Here is an 8,485-nt window from a genome sequence, read left to right as displayed (position 1 = left end):
TCATAATACTTCTTTATTTTCAGTACAATACAAAATGCCATCGACTCAGGATATAGAGATTAAGCAGGACATGCGAATTTATGCAATAGTGCCAGCATTGCTCTATTGTTCACCTAAATTTTTTTCTCAATATCCTACTGAAGCACGCTCAGTTTTATCAATGTTTAATAGTGCATCTGATTTTCTGCATTATTTATTAGAAGAAGGACATTCTTGGATAGCAGGAAGGATTTGTGGCGCACTTCAAAATATTGGCAAATNTCACGTGGCAGAAGAGATCAAAAAAACCATGNAGAGTGCCGGTTATCAAATACGAGAAGAAGATCCATTTTTAACAAATACACCGATAGATTTTTCCGCAACTTATAAGCCAGCGTATCGAAGTCGTTTGGAAGTTATGTGGCATGAGATGCGCGATATAGTTCGAGAAAACTTTCCTAAACCTCGTCTTACAACAATCGATATTAAAAAATATATAGAACAGGTAGACGAAAAGTACATCTCGGACGCTTACCATTCTCTATCTATTGAAGGTTATCAAGTAAGCCGCGACTTAATTGAAAAAGTTCGTTCTGGACAATGGAATCCCGATGCTACAGAACAAGATCGAAATCACCGCAGTGCATTAGCTGCCCGTGGATACTGGCAAGCATTCCAAGCAGTAAAAAAGAGCCTTATGGAAATATTGAATGGAGACAGCCCCGGAAAAATAATACAAAAAGAACATGGGGATTGGTATAGAGAATTATTTCAACCTAGCGTTGCTGTAGGGCTTTTAAAACCAACTGATCTGGCAGGATACAAACGCAGCCCTGTATATATACGTCAATCCAAACATATTCCTCCACGTTGGCAAATTGTTAGTGAACTAATGGAAGAGTTTTTTCAGTTAATAATTCAGGAAAAGGAGCCTGCTGTTAGAGTTGTTCTCGGACATTTCTTTTTTGTTTATATCCACCCTTATTCAGATGGTAATGGCAGAATAGGACGTTTTCTGATGAATGTTATGCTAGCAAGTGGCTATTATCCATGGACTATTATTCCTGTGGAGAGAAGAAACGAATATATGGAAGCGCTAGAGCAAGCTAGTGTTCATCAGAATATTGTTCCCTTCACTAAGTTTATTGCTAGTTGTATTCAGTAATAGTGGTAGATAAGAGCGATCGTTGTTCATCTTTTCGTGAAAATCTTTGGATGATATTTTTGAGTAGTCTTAAATAGGTAATTACATGAATTTTAACATTAGTAAAATTATACAAATAATTAAAAATAATGCGCTAGGACTCTGGTATTCCTCTTTATTACTAAGCTTGCTGATTTTTTCGATCTATTTCTTAGAAATAAAATATTTTCCTATAAAAAGTTATGACAGTTTAATTGCTCTCTCATTATTTGTCAGTTTTGTAATTGTAATAATTATATTTTTGCTCACCCTCCCTCCCTTAATTTCCAGTAATTTACAAAAAAGACTTATCAACAACGAGCATACATGCTCATTTCTTTTCGGTAATAAATTTCGTCATCTATTTGATAAATTAGTTATAAAGGAGAAAAAAAGAAGAGCAGAAATAAAACTCATAGGAAAACCGATAAAAACATTCCTTTTTTTACATATCATAAATGCAATACTCTTATCAATTATATTTTATTTCATGCCCATTACGGCTATGTTAATAACAATGATAATTCCTCTGATATCGATATTTATATTGCTGCCAAACTCAAAAAAAACGTCAAGTTCATCACCCTCTAAAATTACTCTTATTTTTTACACAACTATAATCATTACAACATCAAATTTATTCTTACTAATCACAACTGCATTAATAAATCATTTAGAGGAAATAACACCGGAAAGTGGCATAAACTATATAATATATACTTTTAGTACCTATTTTTGTCTATTGGCCTATTCAATCTTTGTTTTAATACCCCTTCCAGACATAAAAAGTAAGCTACAAAAACCGTTAATTCTTACATTAGTAATTCTTACATTATTAACAATTAACGGCAGTATTATAAGACTGCCCAAATTAATTATTGAAACATTTCGTATAGGTAACATTCATCAAACAACCATAGGTACGGATAAAAGAGGATGTTATTTATTCAAAAATAATGGATTAAAAATAGACTGCGAAGATAAAAAAGTTGTTTTTCTTATTCCCAACATTAATATATTATGGCGAGTAGATGAATATGTTATTAATTATCAAGATGTTAATGGGAATTTTCGTCATTTAATTTTGAATCCAGCAACAACTAAAATTTATGATATTGAGACTACGGGTTAGTGAACTCTTTACTCTTCATAACTCAATGGTCTCCATCATATGTTCCAGTAGAAAATTAGCTACTTGTTGCATGGGTTTCCTTAATCGTTCAACATCTTTCATGATATACCCATCTGTAACATCATTGTTCATTTTATGATTAAGCAAACGCTTTAAAGCATACGCCGGTAAGTCCAAACTATCGGCAACCGTAGCAAAAGTAAACGGTCGTAAGTCGCTTTTCATCAATTCAAAACTGATATGTCCACCTCATTACATCAACTATGGTATTACCTTTGAATAATTAAAAGTGACTTGCCCCCTTTACCTTTATTAGATGAAATGTTATTTATGTCTACCTCTTTTGTGCATTGTTATGAATAAACCGGGGCAAAACGTAAAGGCACGGCTACTGGCTCATGGAGAAGTGCTTATTCATCAGGGCTAATAGTAGAGCCAGCATTATTAGGTTTTCTTATGGAATATTATAACTATAATGCTTGTTGATAATTCCAGATTTTCAAAGTTATATGTAGGATTTCAATGAAAAAAATTATATTAACAGGCGATCGCCCCACAGGTAAATTGCATCTTGGTCATTACGTTGGTTCTCTAGCCAATCGAATTAAGCTTCAAGATGAATACGATCAGTATATAATGATAGCTGATATTCAGGCACTAACTGATAATTTTGAGAACCCTAGTAAAATGGTAGACAATCTTTACGAAGTAGCGTTAGATTATTTATCAATTGGTATCGATCCACAAAAAAGCACAATATTTATACAATCACACATTCCTGAGCTTGCAGAACTTACTGTTTATTATCTGAACCTTGTCACTTTAGGGCGACTCGAACGAAACCCGACGGTAAAAACCGAAATTCAACAAAAAGGATATGATTCATCTATACCCGCAGGTTTTTTTTGCTATCCAGTCAGTCAAGCAGCAGATATTACCGCATTCAAAGCAGAGGCAGTACCTGTTGGAGAAGATCAGGTTCCCATGATTGAACAGACCAATGAAATTGTAAGACGGTTTAATAGAATTTATAATACCGATTGCTTAAAAGAAGCAAAACCTATTTTAAGTAAAACCCCTCGCCTGATTGGAATAGACGGTCAATTTAAAGCAAGTAAATCTTTAGGTAATGCGATTTTTCTTTCTGACACACCCGAAGAGATAAAGCGCAAAGTATTTTTAATGTTCACTGACCCAACTCATTTAAAAATAAGTGACTCCGGTAAAGTTGAAGGCAATGTTGTGTTTGATTACCTTGATGCGTTTCATTTAGATTCACAAGAAGTGACTGATCTAAAAGCTCACTATAGAAAAGGGGGGCTTGGTGACTCCACAATTAAAAACATTTTAAACACTACTTTACAGAATATGCTTGAACCAATAAGGGAAAAGAGAAATAGTTTTAAGCGTGGTGAAGTAATGGATATTATAATTTCTGGTACTGCCGCAGCAAAAAAAGTAGCTGAAAAAACTCTTGAAGAGGTTCGGAGTGCCATTGGGTTACATTATTTTGACTAGAGCTTATTAAGATTTTTAAATTTTTTTATTCATTATGAAATGCCCGTCCTAGGTTCAAGTCCTAGTGGGACCACCAATTAAAGTCAGTAAAATCAATCAGTTACACTTAATACCCTAAATCCCAAGGAACCCCACTTCGGGACTTCTTCGGGATCTGCGTACACAAAATCACACCATCAAACACTTAGATTAATATTAAGTTTTGTATTATATAGAATTTATTTTAAGAAGCAGCGGACTAATGGTCCTCTATCTATAAAATCCATTGAATTTAGAGCAATACAGTTGTATAATGCAACCATATAATTGCAACCATCATCAAAAATGAATTTAACTGAAATTATTAAAATACGACAGTCATCTCGTCGCATAGTACAAGAGCTTGGTTTTTTAGATAACCAGTTTTCCAATATAGGTTCTTTCTCTGAATGCCATGCGCTTTATGAGTTGAAACAAAGTAAACGCTTAACTGCAACTCAAATAGGCAAACTACTTAAATTAGAAAAATCAACGGTGAGTAGACTCATCAAAAGCCTACAAGATAAAGGCTATTGCCTAGTAGAACCAGATCCACGGGATATTAGAAGCAAATTAGTGAAACTCTCTGAAAATGGTGAAAAAGCTGCACAGCACATTGACCGTGTTGCAAATCAACAAGTAGCCGTGGCATTGGAACTATTAAGTTCCGAAGAAAAAAAACAGGTAATGAATGGCTTATATCTCTATGCCAAGGCCTTAAAACAATCTCGTATCAAAGCCCAAATTTCTATCCGGTCATTACAACAGCATGATGTACCCATTATCATTGAAATAACGAAAAAAACCTGGCTTGAATTCGGGTTTGATGCCAATCATCCTGATGCTCCAATCTTCGAAAATGAACTGGATGAATTAATGCGTGTCCTCATTGAAGAAAATTCTCGTTATTATGTCATTGAACATGAAGGAATCGTTGTTGGCGGCGGCGGATTTAATCCCATAGGTTTGAAAAATGAAGAGACTTGTCAAATTCAAAATATGTATTTTTCACCCGATGTAAGAGGCTTAGGGTTAGGTTCAACGCTCTTAAAATTTCTTATTGAAACAGCTTCAACGCATGGATTTAAACAAATATATCTGGAAACTATGAATTATATGTATAGAGCTAATGCTTTATATCAGAATAACGGTTTTACAAGACTTAATAAGCCAAAATTCAATACCGGCCATGACTGGACAAATTGTTGGTATCTAAAAAAATTATGACTATAAATCAATTTCTATTCGAACTGAATCAAACACTCGCAATGAAGAAAATCAATTTTGAATTGTTTGAAGATAATCTAAATTTGGCGTCTGCACACGCAGAGGCCAATCAGTATGCTATCGATCCCTACTTTTATTTTACAAGTGGACGAAGCATTCATTGCAGTAATCATGCGTGGGGACCATCGAATCAATCTCAAAAAGATTAAAAATATATCAAATAGTAAAAAAGTATTATTCGCCACTCAGGAACAAATACAGCTAATGACAGGTGCTAATATTGGTTATGTTTCTTTATCTTGAAACATGGATAGATAATTCTATATTAGAAAAATCCATGGTTTATGGTGGATGTGGAATTAAGAACGTAACTTTAAAAATCTCTACACAGGATTTGTGCAGTATCACTAATGCCAAAATTGTGGATGTACATAAGTAGAGTAAATAATACACAGCAGTCATGCCTTGTATACGGTTAAAATCTTCTCTTCTCTAAATAATTTAAGTCAAAACATCGATATTGCCAAAGATAACAGGACTCTTTTGGCACAAAATTAATTATCATTGATTTTGAAAACAAAAATAAAGGATAATCGACGTTATTTATTAACAGACAAAAAAACCCCGGATTCGTCACTTGACCATAAGCCAAGGATAGGAGTTGTCCGGGGACTGTAGCTAAATTATAGGACAAATTTGATGTCAGATCTATACCCTTCTTTTTTTGACGAGCTCTCTATTATCTTCTCTGAAGAACGTTTAGATGGATATCTGAATCATACCACCTGTAACCACAACAAAACGGAAGCATTAGCAGCATACTCCTGGAATATTGAACTAAGCCAATCTTTATATCCAGCACTGCAAATTTTAGAAATCAGCTTGCGTAATTCATTACATCTGGCAATTAGCACTCATTTTGATACAGAACATTGGTTTGAGTTACCATTTTTACATCCAAGTGAACAAAAGCAAATTGCTCAAGTTATTAATGATCTTAAAAAGAGGAAGAAACCCATACAATCTGGACGGATTGTTGCTGAGTTATCTTTTGGATTTTGGACATCTTTATTTGATATCCGTTATGAGCATGGACAGATCTTATGGCCCAGATTACTCAAAACAACATTCCAGAATCTACCCAAAAGTCAAAAAACACGGGCATTTTTATCAAGAGAGTTGAATCGCATTAGGTTTCTTCGTAATCGGGTTTTTCATCACGAACCAATCTGGCATTGGAAGGATTTATCCCAACAACATCAACAGATCTTAAACTTAACCAATGGGTTATCACCAGCAGCATTACAATTTTTGAATCTTTTTGATCATTTCCCTGAATCTTATAATAAAGGCAAAGAAGACGTATCCAATAAATTGAAACAAATTCACTTTTAAGATTAATCGTATTAAAATCCCCTTCGGGAGATCGTCGTATTTGAGTACGACATCGTACGACACAGTACGCCATTTGTAGGAAAAACACGCGGCAAAATTTATAATAAAATCAAGTGCTTAAAAATTATTAAGATGACTCATAATCCGTTGGTCCTAGGTTCAAGTCCTAGTGGGCCCACCAATAAAATCAAGTAGTTACGTGCAGTTGTAGAAAATTCGAAAAAGTCATGTAGACGCAATGTAGACAGATTGATAGCCCTTTAAGTTTCATCTTACGATGAAAGCCTTCAGTGATGCCATTTGATTTACTAAACCGCCACATTCTAACAATCTCCTCTTGCCATAGATGGAAGGTTTTTACCAAGTGAAACCAGAGCGCTGAAGGAGCTGTTTAAAAGCGCATGAACCATGTCTAAAAATAATCACCAATTTCTTTTAAGGTAAATTGTCCACTTTAGTACGTAACTTGAATACTTTCATTTCTTGAGTGGACATAGGAGTCTTTTGATTGGCAGTTTCTTGTCTATTTGAGTTAGTAGACAACCCCTTACCTATGAACTATATAAACCATAAGCAGTCCTAAACTTACAACGAGGTAAGCAATGAAATTTTTCAACCCTAATGATAAGCAGGAAGGCACTTTTGATAAATGTATGGCAGAATACAGAAATCTTGTATTTGGTAATATAAGTGAACGTGTTGATCAATTAAATGAACGTGCACCAAACTTTAAACCAATTGATTTTGAAAGAGAACAATCAGTACAAGTTGGTGTGGGCGAATGTGCATTTATAAACGCTGATACAGAAGAACGACGGATCTTAGGCTCTGTAGGCGCAGGAACTTGTTTTATTCTAGCGATAGTTGATCCCAACAATAACTCTGCATGGCTTGCTCATGTAGATGTTTTAGTTTCTATGCCACAACTCAAAGAGATGTTAACAAACGTATTTACAAAAATTAATCCTAATTCTGCTGTAGCGCATATAGTTGGAGGAAATGATTCATCTATAGTACAAGGTATAGCAATTTGTAATGAATTAGAAAAAAATGGGGTAACGATTAGCTCAGCATTATTAAGATCAAAAATGGAAATGGATCAACTAAGCTTAGCCATAGATCCTAAAACCGGCACTATTTATGCCCCAGAAGCTAATAATCTAAAAGCACGTAATGATTTATGGCGTAATCTAAGCAATAGAATGACTAAAAGTAATGAAGTGGGCTCAATCGGACTTACAGAAATTTTACCACTTCCAATCGAATCAACTAGCAAGCATTATAGTGCCCCCCCTATTTGAGACAGTGGTGTGTACAGTTATAATTAAATGCGATATATCTGAACGAATAGTTGAATAGACAAGTTTACTGCGTCACTACATTTCCAGCAGTTTGACGCAAAAATTCCTGTCCGAAATACCCTAAACATCAGCAAGCGTAGCCTGTATTAGACGAAGTCGTAATACAGGATCTATCCCAATCATGTCATCGCCCTTTTCATTTCAATTTTATATAAACATCATCATTCAACTTAGAAAAGCTTTTTCATAGTACGATATCGTAGAGATTATTCACCCGGTACCACCTATTTTTCCACATTAACTTGATTAGACAGGCAATCTGACCACCTGTATTACGACTTCGTCTAATACAGGCTACAATTGCTATTGGACATTTTTTGAATACATGAGTATTATATGTCCACCTTCTTAGGCCAAACAAAGCACTTACTACAAATAGATAAAATTGCGACTTAGGTAAAATGAATGAAAGATAATTCACCCACAGATCATGCTAAAGCAAGCCGTTCCATCTCTATAGGTGGTGCGATTGTTTTTGCTGTTATTGCATTTTTTGGCTATGGNGCTTGGACAAAAGCTAGAACTNATAACTGCNTGCAAAATATTTATGAATCATATANGCAAGAATGGGCCAACACTTGCAAATCCCTTGCAAAAGTAGATAAAAAATATGACGATAGCCCAGACTGCTCACTACCCAGAGTTTTAGTTAATGAATTTGAAAATAGACTT

At 34.7% G+C, this 8,485-nt stretch carries 7 protein-coding genes and 2 pseudogenes; 7 read left to right on the top strand and 2 right to left on the bottom strand.

What is annotated here, in order from left to right; translation table 11 throughout:
• Positions 1 to 34 precede the first annotated feature (34 nt).
• Both B094_RS16240 and B094_RS0112290 read left to right on the top strand, forming a co-directional pair.
• Entirely contained in the window at positions 35 to 1,144 is a 1,110-nt protein-coding gene (locus B094_RS16240; RefSeq protein WP_428829132.1) for a Fic family protein, read from the top strand.
• A gap of 85 nt (positions 1,145 to 1,229) precedes the next feature.
• On the top strand, positions 1,230 to 2,294 hold the full coding sequence (locus B094_RS0112290) for a hypothetical protein (RefSeq protein ID WP_018578111.1): 1,065 nt from the start codon (positions 1,230 to 1,232) through the stop codon (positions 2,292 to 2,294).
• Positions 2,295 to 2,309: 15 nt separating this feature from the next.
• Here the strand turns inward: B094_RS0112290 and B094_RS16235 are convergent.
• Positions 2,310 to 2,510 (bottom strand): annotated as a pseudogene (locus B094_RS16235) (integrase); the annotation flags it as partial.
• A gap of 306 nt (positions 2,511 to 2,816) precedes the next feature.
• On the opposite strand from B094_RS16235, the gene trpS reads away from it, so the two are divergent.
• From trpS to B094_RS16230, 4 genes are all read left to right on the top strand, one after another.
• Positions 2,817 to 3,812: a tryptophan--tRNA ligase gene (gene trpS, locus B094_RS0112280; protein WP_018578109.1), complete on the top strand. Its 996-nt coding sequence runs from the start codon at positions 2,817 to 2,819 to the stop codon at positions 3,810 to 3,812.
• A gap of 324 nt (positions 3,813 to 4,136) precedes the next feature.
• Positions 4,137 to 5,057, top strand: coding sequence for a bifunctional helix-turn-helix transcriptional regulator/GNAT family N-acetyltransferase (locus B094_RS0112275; RefSeq protein ID WP_018578108.1), 921 nt, complete (start codon positions 4,137 to 4,139; stop codon positions 5,055 to 5,057).
• A gap of 114 nt (positions 5,058 to 5,171) precedes the next feature.
• The gene (locus B094_RS17065) at positions 5,172 to 5,360 is read left to right on the top strand and encodes a YbaK/EbsC family protein (protein ID WP_081621100.1); all 189 of its coding nucleotides are present in this window, start codon (positions 5,172 to 5,174) and stop codon (positions 5,358 to 5,360) included.
• 396 nt (positions 5,361 to 5,756) lie between these two features.
• Positions 5,757 to 6,452: an Abi family protein gene (locus tag B094_RS16230; protein WP_018578105.1), complete on the top strand. Its 696-nt coding sequence runs from the start codon at positions 5,757 to 5,759 to the stop codon at positions 6,450 to 6,452.
• A gap of 262 nt (positions 6,453 to 6,714) precedes the next feature.
• Here the strand turns inward: B094_RS16230 and B094_RS17360 are convergent.
• Positions 6,715 to 6,874, bottom strand: a pseudogene (locus B094_RS17360) (transposase); the annotation flags it as partial.
• A gap of 180 nt (positions 6,875 to 7,054) precedes the next feature.
• Between B094_RS17360 and B094_RS0112255 the strand changes: the two are divergent.
• Positions 7,055 to 7,753 (top strand): hypothetical protein, encoded by a 699-nt coding sequence (locus tag B094_RS0112255; protein WP_018578104.1) that lies wholly within the window; start codon positions 7,055 to 7,057, stop codon positions 7,751 to 7,753.
• Positions 7,754 to 8,485 lie beyond the last annotated feature (732 nt).

Origin of the sequence: Legionella shakespearei DSM 23087 (assembly GCF_000373765.1) — a bacterium.
In the GTDB taxonomy this organism is placed as follows: Bacteria; Pseudomonadota; Gammaproteobacteria; order Legionellales; family Legionellaceae; genus Legionella; species Legionella shakespearei.
This window is presented reverse-complemented; position numbering and strand designations above follow the sequence as displayed.

Bases quoted from the DNA above. Each gene is read 5' to 3' on its own strand.
- B094_RS0112290 (WP_018578111.1), top strand. From the start codon at position 1,230: ATGAATTTTAACATTAGTAAAATTATACAAATAATTAAAAATAATGCG.
- trpS (WP_018578109.1), top strand. From the start codon at position 2,817: ATGAAAAAAATTATATTAACAGGCGATCGCCCCACAGGTAAATTGCAT.
- B094_RS0112275 (WP_018578108.1), top strand. From the start codon at position 4,137: ATGAATTTAACTGAAATTATTAAAATACGACAGTCATCTCGTCGCATA.
- B094_RS17065 (WP_081621100.1), top strand. From the start codon at position 5,172: ATGCTATCGATCCCTACTTTTATTTTACAAGTGGACGAAGCATTCATT.
- B094_RS16230 (WP_018578105.1), top strand. From the start codon at position 5,757: ATGTCAGATCTATACCCTTCTTTTTTTGACGAGCTCTCTATTATCTTC.
- B094_RS0112255 (WP_018578104.1), top strand. From the start codon at position 7,055: ATGAAATTTTTCAACCCTAATGATAAGCAGGAAGGCACTTTTGATAAA.